Source organism: Bradyrhizobium sp. cf659, from assembly GCF_900113725.1.
GTDB lineage: Bacteria > Pseudomonadota > Alphaproteobacteria > Rhizobiales > Xanthobacteraceae > Bradyrhizobium.
Genome location: NZ_FOQJ01000001.1, coordinates 491,998 through 508,224, shown reverse-complemented (window position 1 = coordinate 508,224; position 16,227 = coordinate 491,998). Strand labels below are relative to the sequence as shown.

Annotated in this window: 17 protein-coding genes; 11 read left to right on the top strand and 6 right to left on the bottom strand. The window is 65.1% G+C overall.

Translation table 11 applies throughout. The features are described 5' to 3' along the window. Window positions 1-25 precede the first annotated feature (25 nt). The 5 genes from BM118_RS02505 (at window position 26) to BM118_RS41100 (ending at window position 4,733) form a co-directional block, all read left to right on the top strand. The gene (locus BM118_RS02505; RefSeq protein WP_092181771.1) at window positions 26-964 is read left to right on the top strand and encodes a carbohydrate ABC transporter permease; all 939 of its coding nucleotides are present in this window, start codon (window positions 26-28) and stop codon (window positions 962-964) included. Next, window positions 964-1,875, top strand: coding sequence for a carbohydrate ABC transporter permease (locus BM118_RS02500; protein WP_092181768.1), 912 nt, complete (start codon window positions 964-966; stop codon window positions 1,873-1,875). The genes BM118_RS02505 and BM118_RS02500 overlap by 1 nt, the downstream gene beginning before the upstream one ends. Before the next feature lie 6 nt (window positions 1,876-1,881). After that, a complete protein-coding gene (locus BM118_RS02495) occupies window positions 1,882-2,982 on the top strand; it encodes an ABC transporter ATP-binding protein (RefSeq protein WP_092181765.1) in 1,101 nt (366 codons plus the stop codon). 34 nt (window positions 2,983-3,016) lie between these two features. Further along, the gene (locus BM118_RS02490; protein ID WP_092181762.1) at window positions 3,017-4,006 is read left to right on the top strand and encodes a hydroxyacid dehydrogenase; all 990 of its coding nucleotides are present in this window, start codon (window positions 3,017-3,019) and stop codon (window positions 4,004-4,006) included. Between the two features lie 259 nt (window positions 4,007-4,265). Continuing rightward, complete coding sequence (locus tag BM118_RS41100) at window positions 4,266-4,733, top strand: hypothetical protein (RefSeq protein ID WP_177233958.1); 468 nt, start codon at window positions 4,266-4,268, stop codon at window positions 4,731-4,733. Between the two features lie 8 nt (window positions 4,734-4,741). Here BM118_RS41100 and BM118_RS02480 read toward each other — a convergent pair whose 3' ends face one another. Then, window positions 4,742-5,245, bottom strand: coding sequence for a DUF1993 domain-containing protein (locus BM118_RS02480; RefSeq protein ID WP_177234125.1), 504 nt, complete (start codon window positions 5,243-5,245; stop codon window positions 4,742-4,744). A 114-nt stretch (window positions 5,246-5,359) separates the two neighbouring features. On the opposite strand from BM118_RS02480, the gene BM118_RS02475 reads away from it, so the two are divergent. The 3 genes from BM118_RS02475 (at window position 5,360) to BM118_RS02465 (ending at window position 7,817) form a co-directional block, all read left to right on the top strand. Next, complete coding sequence (locus BM118_RS02475; protein WP_092181756.1) at window positions 5,360-6,142, top strand: transporter substrate-binding domain-containing protein; 783 nt, start codon at window positions 5,360-5,362, stop codon at window positions 6,140-6,142. Window positions 6,143-6,409: 267 nt separating this feature from the next. Continuing rightward, window positions 6,410-7,279: a DUF2147 domain-containing protein gene (locus BM118_RS02470; RefSeq protein WP_177233957.1), complete on the top strand. Its 870-nt coding sequence runs from the start codon at window positions 6,410-6,412 to the stop codon at window positions 7,277-7,279. A gap of 181 nt (window positions 7,280-7,460) precedes the next feature. Further along, complete coding sequence (locus BM118_RS02465; protein ID WP_092181750.1) at window positions 7,461-7,817, top strand: hypothetical protein; 357 nt, start codon at window positions 7,461-7,463, stop codon at window positions 7,815-7,817. Window positions 7,818-7,991: 174 nt separating this feature from the next. Here BM118_RS02465 and BM118_RS02460 read toward each other — a convergent pair whose 3' ends face one another. Both BM118_RS02460 and BM118_RS02455 read right to left on the bottom strand, forming a co-directional pair. Next, window positions 7,992-8,396 (bottom strand): (R)-mandelonitrile lyase, encoded by a 405-nt coding sequence (locus tag BM118_RS02460; RefSeq protein ID WP_027542853.1) that lies wholly within the window; start codon window positions 8,394-8,396, stop codon window positions 7,992-7,994. 16 nt (window positions 8,397-8,412) lie between these two features. After that, a complete protein-coding gene (locus BM118_RS02455; protein WP_092181747.1) occupies window positions 8,413-9,111 on the bottom strand; it encodes a ribonuclease activity regulator RraA in 699 nt (232 codons plus the stop codon). Between the two features lie 236 nt (window positions 9,112-9,347). Between BM118_RS02455 and pxpB the strand changes: the two genes are divergently transcribed. Genes pxpB through BM118_RS02440 form a run of 3 tightly spaced genes read left to right on the top strand, consistent with a single transcriptional unit; the run spans window position 9,348 to window position 11,914 of the window. Beyond that, entirely contained in the window at window positions 9,348-10,079 is a 732-nt protein-coding gene (gene pxpB, locus BM118_RS02450; RefSeq protein WP_092181744.1) for a 5-oxoprolinase subunit PxpB, read from the top strand. Beyond that, window positions 10,076-11,113 carry a 5-oxoprolinase subunit C family protein gene (locus BM118_RS02445; RefSeq protein WP_092181741.1) on the top strand — a complete coding sequence of 346 codons (1,038 nt, stop codon included), beginning with the start codon at window positions 10,076-10,078 and terminating at the stop codon, window positions 11,111-11,113. The genes pxpB and BM118_RS02445 overlap by 4 nt, the downstream gene beginning before the upstream one ends. Before the next feature lie 30 nt (window positions 11,114-11,143). Continuing rightward, complete coding sequence (locus BM118_RS02440) at window positions 11,144-11,914, top strand: LamB/YcsF family protein (RefSeq protein ID WP_092181738.1); 771 nt, start codon at window positions 11,144-11,146, stop codon at window positions 11,912-11,914. A 98-nt stretch (window positions 11,915-12,012) separates the two neighbouring features. Here BM118_RS02440 and BM118_RS02435 read toward each other — a convergent pair whose 3' ends face one another. From BM118_RS02435 to BM118_RS02425, 3 genes are all read right to left on the bottom strand, one after another. Then, on the bottom strand, window positions 12,013-12,165 hold the full coding sequence (locus BM118_RS02435) for a hypothetical protein (protein WP_014495196.1): 153 nt from the start codon (window positions 12,163-12,165) through the stop codon (window positions 12,013-12,015). A gap of 331 nt (window positions 12,166-12,496) precedes the next feature. Further along, entirely contained in the window at window positions 12,497-14,104 is a 1,608-nt protein-coding gene (locus BM118_RS02430; protein ID WP_092181735.1) for a sulfite reductase subunit alpha, read from the bottom strand. Further along, on the bottom strand, window positions 14,101-15,882 hold the full coding sequence (locus tag BM118_RS02425) for a NirA family protein (protein WP_177233956.1): 1,782 nt from the start codon (window positions 15,880-15,882) through the stop codon (window positions 14,101-14,103). Before BM118_RS02425 ends, BM118_RS02430 begins: the two co-directional genes overlap by 4 nt. Window positions 15,883-16,227: the final 345 nt, after the last annotated feature.

The following is a 16,227-nucleotide window of genomic DNA, read 5'->3' as shown; positions in this document are numbered from 1 at the left end:
AAGCTGTCTTCAAGGAAGTTATGTCATGGCTGACGTCGTCGTTGAGCAAGGTCGCGTGGTTCGTCCAACGGGCGCCCGCAAACGCACCGGCCTCCGTAATGCCATGGGACGCAAATCGACGGTGGCGTTCTTCCTGACGCTGCCGCTGATCCTGCTGATCACGCTGCTCGTGCTTTATCCCGCCGTCTATTCCATCCACCTCGCCTCCCTGAACAAGTCGATGCAGAAGTTCGTCGGCTTCGGCAACTTCACCTTCCTGTTCAATCGCGACACGTTCTGGATGGTGGTGAAGCAGTCCTGCATCTTCGCGATCACCGCCGTGTTCTTCAAGGCGCTGATGGGCTTCATCGTCGCGCATTTCGTGCACAACATTCCGGCCAAGGGCCAGCGCAAATGGCGCGGCATGCTGCTGGTGCCCTGGGTCATCCCGCCGGCGATGAGCACGCTGGCCTGGCTGTGGCTGTTCGATCCGTCCTACAGCGCCTTCAACTACACGCTCTCCTTCTTCGGCATCGGCCCCATCAACTGGCTCGGCGATACCTTGTGGGCGCGGTTTTCCGTCATTCTCGTCAACGTCTGGTACGGCGCGCCGTTCTTCATGATCATGTATCTGGCGGCGTTGAAATCGGTACCGGACCAGCTCTATGAGGCGGCCGCGATCGACGGTGCCAATTGGTGGCAGAAGATCTGGTTCATCACCCTTCCGATGATGCGCAACATCATCGCCATCACCACCCTGTTCTCGCTCATCGTCACCTTCGCCAATTTCGATATCGTCCGGATCCTGACGTCGGGCGGTCCGCTGGATCGAACCCACATCTTTGCGACCTGGGCCTTCAAGGTCGGCATCGAGGGCAGCGACATTCCGCTCGGCGCCAGCGTCTCGCTGTTCATGGTCCCGATCCTCGCCGTCGCGGCGATCTTCATCCTACGCGATGTCTCCAAACGCGGGAACGAAGCCTGATGAGCACGCTCGCAATCGACAAGTCAGGACCGACGCGCAAGGTCAAATATGGCAGCATGAGCCGCGACCGCGCCTGGGCGCTGCGCTGGTCCTACTTCTTCCTCGTGCTGTTCGCGATCTTCTCGCTGACGCCGCCGCTCTACATGCTGATCACGTCGCTCAAGAGCAGCGCGGAGATATCGGCAGCGACCAATCCCTGGTGGGTGTTCCACCCCACGCTGTCGAACTATGTCGAGCTTTTGACCTCGAACCAGTTCCTGCGGTTCTTCTGGAATTCGTCGATGGTCTCGATCGTGGTCGTGATCATCACCATGCTGATCAGCATCCCGTCGGCCTTCGCGCTGGCGCGGATGAAATTCTGGGGCTCGACGACGCTCGCCACCGGCGTGTTTCTCACCTACCTGATTCCCGACAGCCTGCTGTTCATTCCGCTGTTCAAGATGCTCGCTGCCGTCCAGGACATCACCGGCATCACGCTGCTCAACCGATGGTACGTGCTGCTGTTCGTCTATCCGACGCTGACGGTGCCGTTCTGCACCTGGATCATGATCGGCTATTTCGCCTCGATCCCGAAGGAGCTCGATGAGGCTGCGATCATCGACGGCGCCTCCTGGCTCCAGACCCTGACGCGGATCTTCATCCCCGTCGCCCTGCCCGGCCTGATCGCCGCCACCATCTTCGCCTTCACGGTGTCCTGGGCGCAGTTCCTCTATCCCCTGGTGTTCACGACGTCGATCGATCAGCTCGTGCTGCCGGTCGGCATCACCACCACGCTGATCAAGGGCGATGTCTTCAACTGGGGGCAGATCATGACCGGCGCACTGCTCGGCGCGGCGCCGCCGCTGATCATCTATGCCTTCCTGATGGACTACTACATTGCCGGCCTGACCGCCGGCGCGACAAAGGGTTGATGTCTCATGGCTGACGTTGCATTGCGGAAGGTGGTCAAACGTTACGATGATGTCGAAGCCGTGCGCGGCATCGACCTTGATATCGCCGACCATGAGTTCATCGTGCTGGTGGGGCCCTCGGGCTGCGGCAAGTCGACGACGCTGCGCATGATCGCAGGTCTCGAGGACATCAGCGACGGCGACATCATGATCGGCGGCGACGTCGTCAACGACGTGCCGCCGAAGGACCGCGACATCGCGATGGTGTTCCAGAACTACGCGCTGTACCCGCACATGACGGTCGCCGAGAACATGTCGTTCGGCCTGCGCCTGAAGCACTATCCCAAGGCCGAGATCAAGGCGCGGGTGACGGAAGCCGCACGGCTCCTCGACATCACCGACCTGATCGACCGCAAGCCGAAGCAGCTCTCCGGCGGCCAGCGCCAGCGCGTCGCGATGGGACGCGCCATCGTGCGCAATCCAAAGGTCTTCCTGTTCGACGAGCCGCTGTCCAACCTCGACGCCAAGCTGCGCGTGCAGATGCGCATCGAGATCAAGAAGGTGCACCAGAAGGTGCGCACCACCACGGTCTACGTCACCCACGACCAGGTCGAGGCGATGACGCTGGCCGACCGCGTGGTGGTGATGAACAAGGGGCGCATCGAGCAGATCGGCACGCCGAACGAGCTCTACCACAAGCCGGCGACGCGCTTCGTCGCGGGCTTCATCGGCTCGCCGGCGATGAACTTCATCCCGTGCCGGCTGGAGGACGTCGGCGGCACGCTCCAGATCCGCCTCACCGATCGCATCGCCTTTGCGCTGCCGCCGGCCCGCGCCGCGCGTTACAACGCGCTGCCGCGCACCGACAAGCTGCTGCTCGGCCTCCGGCCCGAGCACCTCACCGAGGCGCATGCGCATCTGGGGCCGGGCGTCGAGACCTTCGACACCGTGCTCGACGTCACCGAGCCGATGGGGATGGAGACCCTGGTCTATTTCGGGCTCGAGGGCACGCCGGTCTGCGGCCGCGTCGATCCCAATGCCGGCGCCAAGGACGGGGCACCCATGCGTTTGGCGATGGACCTCAACAATATGCACCTGCTAAACGAAGACAGCGGCGTCGTGTTGTGACGCCGACCTAAGAAACGCGAGCAGGCGGGGAGCGATGGCGACCAACAAGAAGAAGATTTTCGTTACACAAACTTTGTCGCAAGGGGCCCGCGCCCTCCTCACCCGGCGAGACGATATCGAGCTCGTCGAATTTGCGAACCTGATCTCGGCGAAGGATTTCGAGGCACTGTTGAAGAGCCATGCCCCGGTCCATGGCGTGGCGCTCGGCGCCACCGCCTTCGGCGAGACCGAGCTCGAGGCATCCAGGGACATGAAGGTCGTGACGCGGATCGGTGTCGGCTACGACGCGGTTGACGTGCCCGCCCTCTCCCGCCGCAAGGTGCCGCTGATGGTCGCCGGCAGCGCCAATTCGCCCTCGGTCGCCGAGCAGGCGCTGTTCATGATGCTGACGCTGGCAAAACGCGCGCAGGAGATGCAGGCCTGCGTCAAGGACGGCAAATGGGCCGACCGGCTCGGCATGCTGCCGTTCGATCTTTACGGCAAGACCGTGCTGGTGATCGGCTTCGGCCGCATCGGCAGCCGCACCGCCAAGCGCTGCCTGGCGATGGAAATGAAGGTGCAGGTCTACGATCCCTACAAGCCCGCCGCCGAGGTCAAGGCCGCCGGCTGCGAACCCGTCGCCGATCTCGACGCCGCGTTGCCTCACGCCGACTTCGTCACCATCCATTGTCCGAAGACGCCGGAAACGGTCGGCCTGTTCGACGCGGCCCGGATCGGCCGGATGAAGCCGAGATCCTATCTCATCAACACCGCACGCGGCGGCATCGTGAAAGAAGCGGCGCTGTACGACGCGCTCACGTCCGGAAAGCTCGCCGGCGCCGGCATCGACGTGTTCGAAGTGGAGCCGCCGCCGGTCAGCAATGCGCTGTTCGCGCTGCCCAACGTCATCATGGCCCCGCATGTCGCGGGCGTCACGGTCGAGGCCGTGAGCCGCATGAGCGAGCAGACCGCGCGCAACATCCTGAGCGTGCTGGACGGCGATCCCATCCGGCAGAACGTCATCAATCAGGACGTGCTGGTCTGAGCAGACCGCAAGGCGGGCGGCTAAAGCGCGATGAATCATCATCGCGCTTTAGATTATTGTTTGAGCATGATCTTTTCGGAAAACCGCTGCGCACTTTTCCGGATCGTGCGTTAGTCCGCCCGCCTTCGGAACGCCAGAATGCGTCCCATTTTGGTGCAGATCGAGCCCCAACTCAGCCTTAATCAAACCCGCGTAATAAGCCGAGCCGCGGCGGCAGTGGGACAAACTTGCCGGCCGCGTCGAGCTGGAGGATGGACCCTTGTCAGAAATCGACCCGACCGACCACGCGCTGGCGACCATCGCCAGCATCCTGGAGCACCCCGAGCCCGTTCTCGTCGTCCGCGACGCCGAAACGGAAACGGCGGCTGGCCATGAGGATTCGGTCGTCGACGAGCATCCGGTTGCCGATGAGCATCCGGTGGTCGAGGAGCAGCCGCTGGTGCCGGAGCACACCGATGCCGACGGCTACAGCAAGGTCGGTCCCGGGCCGATGGTCGCGATCCGCCTCAAATGGACGGTCCACCGCGGCGATGACGGCCAGTACTACGTCCACGAGACCATCGGCGAGCAGTCCGCACCGGTCATCAGCGGCCCGATGACGAGCGACGCCGCCGTGCATTTCGTCGACACGCACGAGGACGAGGCGCATCGGCGGTTCGAGCTGCTGCGCAGCGAGATCGCCGGCCGCAGCTCGCTCGCCGAGTTCGAGCGCAAGGGCGAAGCCTAAAGCGCGATCTAGCGCTCGCGGGGCCCGAGAAAATCCCGCTTCACGAGCTCGACGCCTGCGTGCCGCAACAGGTCGTAGGCCGTCGTGACGTGAAAGAAGAACTGCGGCACGCTGAACGTCAGCAGCAGCGTCCGCCCGGTGAAGGGCAGCTCGGTCCCGTTCTTCAGCCTGAAGAAGACATTCAGCTCCGTCGCCGCATCGATCTCGGCCCGCGGCAGGCCCTCGATGAACTCAATTGACGTTGCGATACGCGCCTGAAGCCCGGCCATGTCGTGCTCCAGCGCCGGCAGCGTCACCGGCTCGCGCTGCGCCAGCAAGGCCGGAGCGACCGTGGCGTGACGGCAGGCCTCGCCGACCTGCTGCGCCAGATCGTACATATTTGGCGCCAACCGCATGCCGAGCAGGACCGCCGGGTTGAACTTGCGGGTCTCGGCGTAGGCCACGCCCTTGTCCAGCAGCGCGGACAGGTTGCGCAAGTACGGAACGAAGAGGCCGACCGAGGCCTCGTACATCGAGATCGTCACTTCAAAATTCCTCCCAATTCCGTCTCGCCAGCGACTGGCATCTGGTCTAAATCCACGTCCGAAGAGCTGCACAATGACAGCTCGGGCTTGGGTAGAGAAGAGATGACCGTTCGATTCCTGTCGGCTTTGGCTGTGGCGTTGCTGGTGAACCTTTCGGCCCATGCACAGCAGGCGGCGCCCTCGCGCCTCGATGAGATCGTCAAGCGCGGCACGCTGCGCGTCGGCATGACCGGCGACTACAAGCCCTTCACCTATCTGGACAAGGCCACGCAGCAGTTCAGCGGCTTCGACGTCGACATGGCGGAAGCGCTCGGCAAGGCACTCGGCGTCAAGGTCGAATTCGTGCCGACGGCCTGGCCGAAGCTGATGAAGGATTTCGAGGCCGATCAGTTCGACATCGCCATGGGTGGCGTCTCGGTGACGCTCGACCGGCAGAAGAAAGGCTTCTTCTCGACGCCGATCATGCGCGAGGGCAAGACCCCGATCGCGCGCTGCGCCGACGTCGGCAAGTACCAGACGCTTCCTGATATCGACAAAAAGGGCACCCGCGTCATCGTTAATCCCGGCGGCACCAACGAGCGCTTCGCGCGTGCCAACATCAAGGACGCCGACATCACCGTCTTCCCCGACAATACCGTGATCTTCGACGAGATCGCCAAGGGCAATGCCGATTTGATGATGACCGACGCTTCCGAGACGCGCTACCAGCAGAAGCAGCATGCCGGCGTGCTGTGCGCCGTGCATCCGGAAAAACCGTTCGACTTCTCCGAGAAGGCCTATTGGCTCCAGCGCGACATGGCGCTGAAGGCCTTCGTCGACCAGTGGCTGCACATTTCCATGGAGGACGGCAGCTACAGGAAGATCTACGCCGCCTGGTTCGACTAGGGCATTTTCGAGCGAAGCGGGTATCGGCTCGCGTCAAGAAAACGCGTCAATACCAGAATCTGGAGCCCATTCCGATTCCATCGGAATGGAGCCTTAGACCGCGTCCACCTGTCGCTGCTTCGGCCAAATTGTGGACGGGTTCCGGGCGCATTGAACCCGAACCTGCCGGAGCACGACTCATACGGATGAAAGTGATCTAGATCACTTTTTGCGATCGAGCCGGGGCGTATGCGTCGGTCCGGGGACCATCTGTTCAGGAGAGGCGAAATGAGGAAGCTGTTGGCCACGGCCGCATTCCTTTTGGTGAGCACCGCTGCGCAAGCGCAGTACACTTTCGAATATGGCGGGCGCACCATCCGCATCGATCCCGACCGCGGCACGGTGCAGATTCCCGGCGTCTATGACAACACCGGCCAGGGCAAGGCCAAGAAGGCCAAGAAGAACGAGACAAGTCCGGGCCAACAGGCGCCGCAAGAGGCCAAGGCCGATCCGCAAGCCCCGGCTGCTCCTGTGCCGGCCCCTGCTCCCGTTGCGGCGCCGTCCGCAGCCGCAGCGCCGCCGCCCGCTGCGCCGCCGCCCCCGCCGGCTTCACCGCCGACCACCACCGCCAACACCGCGCCGGCCGACACGGCCGTGCTGCCACCGCCCGCACCGCCTCCAGCTCCTGCCGCGGTCGAGCAGCAGGCGGCTCCCGCCGTGACGCCCCCGCCGGCGCCGACCGTGGCTGCCGCCCCCCCGGTGCCGCCTCCGCCACCCGCGCCGACGCCTGCCCCCGCACCCGTTCAGTCCGCCGCTGTGGCGCCACCGGCTCCCGCAGCCGCACCGACGCGCGACCTCAATTCTCCGCTCGGCATCTGGCTCACCGAGGAGAAGGAAGGCAAGGTTCGCATCGAGCAATGCGGCAACAACCTCTGTGGCTATTCGGTCGACAGCAAGTCGAACCAGAACGGCGAGCAGGTCCTGATCAACATGAAGCCCGGCAAGGACCAGAAATGGTCCGGCCGTATCCTCGATCCCAACACCGGATCGACCTACGATTCGACGATCGCCTTGAAGGGCACGGATCGCCTGCGCGTGCAGGGCTGCGCCTTCGGCGGCATGTTCTGCGGCGGCCAGACCTGGACGCGGGTGAACTGAGTTCGGCTTCGACACTTTGACGGAGACAGGGGGGCCCGCGATCCGGGCCCCTTTGCTTTTGCCCGCGGTGTCATGGCGAGGTGCGCCACCTCACTGAGCCCGTAGCAGGCGTGACAGCCCTCACATCGCCGGTTCCGCAACCCGTGCCACGATCCTCGCAGGTCAACCCAAGGGGCGTGTCATGAACGGTTTTCGCAAAGGTCTCTTCGCCGCCATTGTCGCCATCGCCTTCCCGCTCACGCAGGCAGGCGCAGCGACAAGCACTTTCGACGGCACATGGAATGTCCGTATCTCGTCATCGAGCGAGACCTGCGGCAACGGCGCGACCGTCGCGATCGGCATCAATAACGGTCAGATCGCTTCGAGCAGCGCTGCGGTGTCCGCATCCGGCCGCGTCGCCGATGCCGGCAGCATCAACGTCACCTTGAGCACTGGCATCAAGCGTGCGGTCGGCTTTGGCCGGCTGAGCGGCGCGTCCGGCTCCGGCACCTGGCGCGGGGCCCTGTGCACGGGCACATGGACGGCGGAGCGGATGTAGGTATTGTGTCCCGGACAAGCAGCGACGCCATAAGCGCGTACACGCGCGTCTTCGACACGCTATGGCGTTGCTGCGCAGAGCCGGGACCCAGCGTCGTTCGTCGCAAAGCAGCTCCAGGCCCCGGATCGGCGACGCATCGCCATGGGGCGATGCGTCTTGTCCGGGGCACGAGAACTAGCCGACCGCGGCTCCGTACTCCGCGTCGGTCACCGGCTCCAGCCAGGTCGAGTAGACGCCGTCGAGCGCTTCCTGCATGGCGATGTGGCACATGCCGTTGGTCGGCGATGCGCCGTGCCAATGCAACTCGCCCGGCGGAATCCAGACGGTGTCGCCCGGGCGGATCTCTCTGACAGGGCCGCCCTTGGTCTGCACGCGCCCGACGCCGGAGATGACGTAGAGCGTCTGCCCGAGCGGATGGTGATGCCAGTTGGTGCGCGCGCCGGGCTCGAACGCAACGCGCGAGCAGTTCAGCCGTGCCGGCGCGGGCGCCATGATCACGGGATCCTGCCACACGGTGCCGGTGAAGTTTTCCTTGGGCGCGCGGCGGGTCGGCCGCGTGCCTGCGACGGTGATCTCCATGGGGTCCTCGCTTCTGTTACTTCTTGCTGGCGGCGTAACGCGCCTTGGTCTCGGCGTTCATGGGATAGAGGCCCGGCAGCACCGCGCCGTTGTTCACCTCGTTGACGATCCAGGCTTCCATCCGCTCCTGCTCGACGCCCTCATTGAGGACGTGATCGAGCATCGCCTGCGGGATCAGCACGCAGCCGTCCTGGTCGGCGACGACGATATCGTTCGGGAACACCGCGACACCGCCGCAGCCGATCGGCTCGCCCCAGCCGACGAAGGTCAGGCCCGCCACCGACGGCGGCGCGGCATAGCCGTCGCACCAGACCGGAAGATTGGTGCCGAGCACGCCCTCGACGTCACGCACCACGCCGTCGGTGACGAGCGCAGTGACGCCGCGCTTCATCATGCGCGCGCAGAGGATGTCGCCGAAGATACCGGCATCGGTGATGCCCATGGCATCGACCACGGCGACGCAGCCCTCCGGCATTGCCTCGATCGCGGTGCGGGTCGAGATCGGCGACGACCAGGATTCCGGCGTCGCCAGATCCTCGCGCGCCGGCACGAAGCGCAGCGTGAAGGCCGGTCCCACCAGCCGCGGCAGGCCCGGGCGCAGCGGGCGCGCGCCGCGCATCCATACATTGCGCAGGCCCTTCTTCAGCAGGACCGTGGTGATGGTGGCAGTGGTGATGCCGGCGAGGGTCTTGCGGGCTTCGGGGGACAGCGACATGGAAACAGACGAGCTCCGGATGGGCGGGAAAGAACGCGCGCATCTTGCGAGCCGGGCGCTTTCCGTCAAGGGCCAAGAACGCAGGGCCGCAGGGCGGTTATGCGACGCGATAACAAGGCCTTATCGCGTCCCCTTGCATTAATTTATTGGACTTGCGGACGCATTTACGCGAAGCAGGGTCCAGCGGAACTCAAGGCTGAGGCCGCGTTTCCCGAGAAGCCCGATTTCGACAGCCCATGGCCGCGACGCTTCCCCCGCCCCGCCTTCTGCCCAGTGGCGACAGCGCCGTCACGGTCGAGTTCAGCCGCACCATCGACGATGCCGCCAACCAGCGCGTGCTGGCACTCGACAAGGCGCTCGCAGCAAGCCCCATCGACGGCATCACCGAGACCGTGCCGACCTATCGCTCGCTGCTGGTGCATTACGATCCCGGCAGGATCGGCTTCGACGCGCTCGGCGAAAAGATCCTCCCGATCGCCACCCAGCCGCTGCCACCGGTCACCAAGGCGCGCCGCTGGCGCATCCCCGTCGCCTATGGCGGCGAACATGGCATCGACCTCGAGGATGTCGCCAAGGCGCTGAACACAACGCCTGACGACATCGTCGCCCGGCATGTCGGCGGCGACTACAAGGTTGCCATGATCGGCTTCACGCCGGGCTGGTCCTATCTCAGCGGCCTGGACAAATCCCTGCACATGTCGCGGCGGCAGAACCCGCGGCTGCTGACACCCGCCGGCACGATCTCGATCGGCGGCATCCAAGCTGGCATCCAGTGCCTGGCCGCCCCGAGCGGCTGGCATTTGCTCGGCCGCACGCCGGTGCGGACCTATCAGCTCCACCGCAATCCGACCTTCCTGACCGAACCCGGTGATCGCGTGACGTTTTTCGCCATCGACCACAAGACGTTCGCGGAACAGGACCGCGCCGCCGAGGCCGGCGAGATCATCGCCGAGCAGGTGGTCGCATGAGCCAGCTCATCGTCGCCAGCATCGGGCCCGCAAGCTCCGTCCAGGATGGCGGGCGGCTCGGTGCGCAGCGCTACGGCTTGACCGTGAGCGGGGCGATGGACCGGCTGGCGCTCGCGGCAGCGAACACGCTTGTCGGCAACGAGCCGCTCGCGGCCGCCGTCGAGATCGGCCCGTTCGGCGCCACCTTCACCGCCCGTGACGGCGCCGTGCGCGTGGCGATCGCCGGCGCGCCGCGCAATGCCGACGTCGCGGGGCGACCGGTCGCCATGGACACATCGGTGACGCTGAAGGACGGCGAGACGCTGACGCTGGGCTTTGCCCGCGGCGGCGCCTTCACCTATCTTGCGATCGAAGGCGGCATCAAAGGCGAGCCGGTGTTCGGCAGCCTCGCAGTCAATGCCCGCGCCGGCCTCGGCAGCCCCTACCCGCGCCCGCTCCAGGCCGGCGACGAGTTCAACGTCGATGCCGCAACCGGTGCGCCGGAACTACGGATCGAACTGCCGAAGCCCGCGAGCGGTCCAATCCGCGTCGTGCTGGGCCCGCAGGACGACGAGTTCGACGACGCCAACAAGGCGCTGTTCCTGGACAGCGAGTGGAAGATCTCGGCGACCTCCGATCGCATGGGCTACCGGCTCGAAGGCCCCGCGATCAAGCATCTGCACGGCCACAACATCGTCTCGGACGGCACCGTCAACGGCAGCATTCAGGTGCCCGGCAACGGCTCGCCGATCGCGCTGATGATGGACCGCGGCACCTCGGGCGGCTACCCGAAGATCGCCACCGTGATCACGGCCGATGTCGGCCGTCTCGCGCAGACCTCGGCGGGAACCGCGTTCCGCTTCAAGGCAGTCAGCATGGCGGAGGCGCAGGACGAGGCGCGCAAATTCGCGCAAGCCATCCGCAGCCTGCCCGATCGCCTCCGCTCCGCCGACACCGTCGCGCTCAACATCGAGGCGCTCAGCGATGCCAACGTCGCGGGCTATGCGGTCAGCGCGGTGGACGCCGGAACGTGGCAGGTCACGGCGGAGCCGTAACGACAAGACGACCAGAGGCGGAGAGCAACCATGAAGACGATCGATCTCAATTGCGACCTCGGCGAAGGTTTTGGCGCGTGGGAGATGGGCAACGACGCCGCGATGATCGAGCTGGCGAGCTCGGTCAACGTCGCCTGCGGCTTCCATGCCGGCGATCCCGACATCATGCGCCGGACGGTCGAGCTGGCGAAAGCGCGCGGCGTCTCGGTCGGAGCGCACCCTGGATATCGCGACCTGCACGGCTTCGGCCGGCATCCGATCGCGGGCCTGAAGGCCTCCGAGATCGAGAACCTCGTCGCCTACCAGATCGGCGCGTTGCAGGCGATCGCGACCGCGGCCGGCCACAAGGTCACGCATGTGAAGGCGCATGGCGCGCTGTCCAACGTCGCTTGCGAAGACGACATGACGGCCAAGGCGATCGCCGCCGGCATCAAGGCGGTCGATCCCAGCCTGATCTTCGTCGTGCTCGCCAATTCGAAGCTGGTAAAGGCCGGCGAAGCCGCCAATTTGCCGATGGTGCACGAGGTGTTCGCCGACCGCGCCTACGAGGACGACGGCAACCTCGTCTCGCGCAAGAAGCCCGGCGCGGTGCTGCACGATGCCAAGGCGATTGCCGAGCGCGTGGTGCGCATGGTGCAGGACGGCGCGGTGGTCTCGGTCACCGGCAAGGTCATCAAGATGCGCACCGACACGGTGTGCATCCACGGCGATACGCACGGCGCGGTCGAGATCGCGCGGACCTTGCGTCAGGCATTGAAGGATGCGGGGATCGAAGTGGCGCCGTTCAAGCGCGGGGCGTGAGGTCTTCCCGTCATTCCGGGATGATGCGAAGCATCAACTGCGCACCTGGGAATCTCGAGGTTCCGGGTTCGGCTTCGCCGCCCCGGAACGACAACAATTTAAAACGGGTGCACCGAGAGCGTGCCGAACACGATGGCCGCGATGACCGCGAAGGCGCTGTAGAGCCCAACGTGATGCATGCTCGCCCCGGTCCGACGCGAGAGCGAGCGCGCGTAGAAGTGCAGCCTGGCTTCCGCAGATAGTTCGCGCATGGTGGATCTCCAACGCCCCATTTGTGGGAGTATGAAGGATCAACCCTGGCGGGAGGCAAGATGGCGGCGGAAATAGCGATGACAGTTCTCTGAAGGCGCCCCGTCGCAGGCGCAAATTCTCTTCAACCGCGGGTTCCGAGAATCTTATTCGTTAAGATCCGAGCCAGTTGGAACCGGCCCGGATGACGATGGGATGACAGCCGGACTCAAGGCCCTGGACCCGGTCCAAATAAAACCGTCGAAAACAACCCCATGCACAGTAGAAACGCGCTTTCGGCGTAACGCCCGGCGCCTGCGCCGCCGGGACGATTCGCGCTGATCTTGTCGCGGCTTAGTAGACGTCAGCCTGGAAGCGGCCGGTCTTCTTGAGCTCGGCGACAAAACTGACGGCTTCGTCGGTCGAACGCGCACCGAACTGGGCGACAATGTCGACCAGCGCACGCTCGACGTCCTTGGCCATGCGCTTGGCATCGCCGCAGATGTAGAGATGCGCGCCCTCGGCGAGCCAGGTCCACAATTCACGGCCGACCTCGCGCATGCGGTCCTGGACGTAGAACTTCTTCTCGCCGTCGCGCGACCAGGCCAGCGACATGCGGGTGAGCAGGCCCGCGGTCTTCATCGCGTTGAGCTCTTCCTGGTAGAAGAAGTCGCAATCGCTGCGCTGGTGGCCGAAGAACAGCCAGTTCTTGCCGGGCGCGCCGGTGGCCTTGCGGTCGAGCAGGAAGGCGCGGAACGGCGCGATGCCGGTGCCGGGGCCGATCATGATGACAGGTGTTTTCGGATCCTGCGGCAGGCCGAAACCGTGCGCCTTCTGCACATAGACCTTGAGCTTCTCGCCCTCGGCGATGCGCTCGCCGAGGAAGGTCGAGGCGACGCCGATCCGTTTGCGCTTGCCGATGACGTAGCGCACGGAATCGACCGTCAGCGACAGTTTTCCCGGCGTCGCATTGTGCGAGGACGAGATCGAGTAGAGCCGCGGCTGGAGCGGCTCGAGCGCCTCGACGAAGGCCTCGGGATGCGGCCGGATGCCGGAAAACTTCTGGAGCGCTGCCATCACGTCGAGGGTGGCGGCATCGCCATCGGGATCCTCGCCCTGCGCCAGCGCCCGCGCCTTCTCGCGCTGCGCGCCGCCGGTGATGAAGGAGATCAGCTCGAACAGCGAGTCCGGCGCCGGCGACAGCGAAACGTCGTCGATCAGCACCTCGCGCAGCGTCTTGCCGTTCACCTTGGTGGTGTGGGAGGCGCCGAGCAGCGCGATGACCTGGTCGACGAGGCCGACGTCGTTGCGTGCGAACACGCCAAAGCTGTCGCCGACGACGTAATCGAGCTTGCTCGCCGAGAGATCGAACTCGACGTGATAGGTCTCCTTCTCCGACTTCCCCTTGTTGAGAAGGCGCCGCGACAGGAAGGTCGCTTGGGCCGGATTGTCGCGCGAGCGGCCCGGCTCCGCGATCGTCACGGTCACGGCCGGCGCTGCCACCGCATCCGTCTTGTCACTCGTCTTGGCCGCCGGCGCCTTGTCGAGCTCCTCGTAGAGCGACTTCAGCATTCGCGCGGTTTCCTTGCCGCCGGGAACGCAAAGGTTGAGCCGCGCTTCGCTGCGGGTGGCGATCGCCTCCGAATAGTCGTGGCAATTGTAGCCGCACTGGCCGCAATCCTGCTGCGCCATCGCCGCCATCATCTTGCGGCGGACGGGACGCCCCTCTGCAAGCTTCATCCGATCGGCGATCGGCATGGTCTGGTCGTGCCATGGCGCTTCGCCATCGTCGCCGTCGCCGGCTTGCATGACGGCGGCACCCTGCTCCGCCGACAAGGGCGTAGCCACATCAGGCGACAGCAGCCCGGCAAAGAAGCCGTTCAGCCAGGAGCGCTGCGCGTCGGAGAACGGCGCGCTGGCGGGAATGATATCGAGTTTCGGCGGAGGGGTGATCTGGTTCATGCGGACACCTGTGCATCGGCAAGCTTGCGCAGCGTCTCGCCGTCATGGCGGCGCGCAAAGGAGAGGAAGGTTTCGTCGGGCGAGGCGCGATGGGCGATATAGGCCTTGAGCAGCGCTTCGACCGTCTTCGGCGCGTCTTCGGCCTTGAGGTCGTGATAGACCTCCTGCCCGACGTCGGCATCGGGACCGAACCCGCCGCCGGTGAAGAGGTGGTAACCCTCGACCGTGTCGTCCTCGTTGACCGGCACCCGCGCCCCGATCAGTCCGATGTCGCTGATGTAGTGCTGCGCGCAGGAATGGTGGCAGCCGGTGACGTGGATGTTGACCGGCTTGTCCATGTCGACGCGCGGCTCGCACCAGTCGCCGATCTCGGCGGCATGGCGCTTGGTGTTGGAGGCGGCGAAGCGGCAGCCGGCATTGCCGGTGCAGGCGATCAGGCCGGCGCGGACATGCGAGGCCTCGACCGCAAGCCCGATCTGCTTGATCGCGGCAATGGCGAGCTCGACGTTCTCGTCGCGCACGCCTGATATCAGCAGGTTCTGCCAGACCGTCAGGCGGATCTCGCCGTCGCCGAGGTCGCGCGCGACCTTGGCGAGGCCCCGCATCTGGTCGCAGGTGAGCTTGCCGAGCGTCAGCGACACGCCGATCCAGTTGAGGCCGTCCTGCTTCTGTTTGTGCACGCCGATATGCGCCATGCGGTCCGACGCAGGCCGCGGCTGGAACGCCTCTTCCGGCACGCGCGTGAACGGCGTCTTCAGCCGCTCTTCGACGAGCTTCAGGAAGCCGTCATGGCCCATGGCGTCGAGCACGTATTTCAGCCGCGCCTTGTTGCGGTTGGTGCGGTCGCCATGGTCGATGAACACGCGCACGATGGCGTCGGCGACAGCCGTCGCCTGCTCCGGCTTGACGATGATGCCGGAGTATTTTGCAAAATCCTTGTGTCCGGTGATGCCGCCGAGGCCGAGGCGAAACCAGACCCCGGGCTCGACGCCGAAACCGTCCTTCACCTCGAACGCCGTGAAGGCGATGTCGTTGGTCTCCTCGAGCACGGCGATCCTGCCGGCACCGTCGAAGGCAACGTTGAACTTGCGCGGCAGGCCGTAGAGCGAGCGGTCGTTGAGGATGTGGTAGTGCCACTCGCGCGCAAATGGCCGCGTGTCGATCAGCTCCTGCGGATCGATGCCGGCGGTCGGCGTTCCCGTCACGTTGCGGATGTTGTCGGCGCCGGAGCCGCGCGAGCACAGGCCGAGGTCCTGGATGCCCTCGATCAGCTTGATCGCGTGCTTCGGCGGGATCTCGCGAAGCTGGAGGTTGGCGCGCGTCGTGACATGGCTGTAGGGACCACAGAGATCGTCGGCGAGATCGGCAAGGCCCGACAGCTGCCAGTGCTTCATGATGCCGTTCGGGATGCGCAGGCGGCACATGTAGGAGTCCTGCGTCGGCGCGACGTAGAAGATGCCGTAATAGCGCCAGCGGAAATTGTCCGCCGGGCTCGGCGGCGCATTGTCGAGCGCCTGCTGGCGCAGCCGCGGATAGGCGTCGAACGGATGCTCGTCGCGCTTGAACTTCTCCTGGTCGGCGAGCTTCTTGCCCGAGGCGATGACCTTGTCCTGCGCCTTGATGTGCACGGCGTCCGGACCGGTCGGCTCGGCATTCGCCTTGCCGGAGCCGCCACCAAGACCGCGACCGACCCGGCTGATTTGCAGGCCGGTCGTGAAGCCTTCGAGATAGCGCTTCTGCTCGTCGGTAAAGTCGACTGAGACTGTTTCGAGTTTCATGGTCAGTAACGAAGCTCCTGCGGCCACCGGGGTGGTATCGACGGAAAATTGCACGACCCGCGAGGCACTCGGCTGGCTCAAGAGCCTGCTCTGCACCCAACGGTCCGGTCAGCTTCGTTGCTGCGGGACTCGGCTCAGCAGGCGTCTGTGACAAGCTGGCCGCAGTGCAACATACAAGTTGCGTGCCAGCTTCACCGAAATGAGAATTGCTGTAGATTCAGACGATTAGGAGTGCCCCGGGAACTCCCGGGCGGGGAACTCTCACGAAATTCGAGCAGCCAGCCCAAAATTTAGACGAGGAGCCCAGGCGCCCAAAAACGATGCAGGGTCCGAGCGAGACCTTGT